The organism is Aneurinibacillus danicus, assembly GCF_007991215.1.
In the GTDB taxonomy this organism is placed as follows: Bacteria; Bacillota; Bacilli; order Aneurinibacillales; family Aneurinibacillaceae; genus Aneurinibacillus; species Aneurinibacillus danicus.
Window position 1 is genome coordinate 1 of record NZ_BJXX01000280.1, and the last position, 983, is coordinate 983.

Below are 983 nucleotides of genomic sequence, written 5' to 3' on the forward strand. Positions count from 1 at the left end.
GTCCGCTCCAAACAAACCGGATTTCAAGGGGCTTGATACTTTTAAGGGCAAGCAGTATCACACCGCCAAGTGGCCGCGCGAAGGCGTCGACTTTTCGGGACAGCGGGTTGGCGTCATCGGCACGGGCTCCTCGGCTGTCCAGTCCATCCCTTTCATTGCGAAGGAAGCGGCTCACCTGACCGTCTTTCAGCGGACGCCGGGCTACATCGTTCCTTTGCGGAACTGCCCGATGCCTCCGGAGTACCAGAAGTCGGTGAAGGAGAACTATGGGAAATGGCGGCGTATCGAGCGCACTGCCTTTGGGGGCTATGTAGCGCTAAACTTCGAACCAGGGGAGCCGAATAGGAAGCTTGCTTTAGAAGTAACACCCGAGGAGCGTCTAGCCGATTACGAGACCCGATATCAGTCCGGCGGTCTCAGCTTTTATAACACATTCCCTGATGTCTTTTCTAATAAAGAGGCGAATGATACCCTGGCCGAGTTCATTCGAGCGAAGATGCGTGAAAGGGTTTCCAATCCAGCCGTCGCCGAGATGTTGATACCGAAGGATTACCCTGTTCTCATGAAGCGCCTGGTCGCTGACAACGGCTACTTAGAGACGTTTAACCGTGACAACGTCACCCTGGTTGACGTCAAGAACTCGCCGATTGAAGAGATCACGCCCAGGGGTGTGGTGGTTGCAGGAAGGGAGTATGAGCTGGACAGCATCGTATTCGCCACAGGCTTCGATGCCGTGACGGGCGCCATGACCAGGATGGATATCCGGGGCAGAGACGGCATCACGCTCCATGAGCACTGGGCAAATGGCCCGTGTAATTATCTTGGCATTATGATCGCGGGTTTCCCAAATCTCTTTATGCTCGACGGTCCCGGTAGCCCCGGTGCGTTCTACCAGCCCGTACTACTCAACGAATATCAGGCCCGATGGGTCGGCAACTGCATCGAGTCCTTGTCCAGTCGCAATCTTACATGCATCGAGCCAA

General features: G+C 55.3%; 1 protein-coding gene. It reads left to right on the plus strand.

Annotated features, from left to right (window positions below):
* On the plus strand, positions 1-983 hold a 983-nt coding region (locus ADA01nite_RS22370; RefSeq protein WP_170230420.1), incomplete at both ends, for a flavin-containing monooxygenase.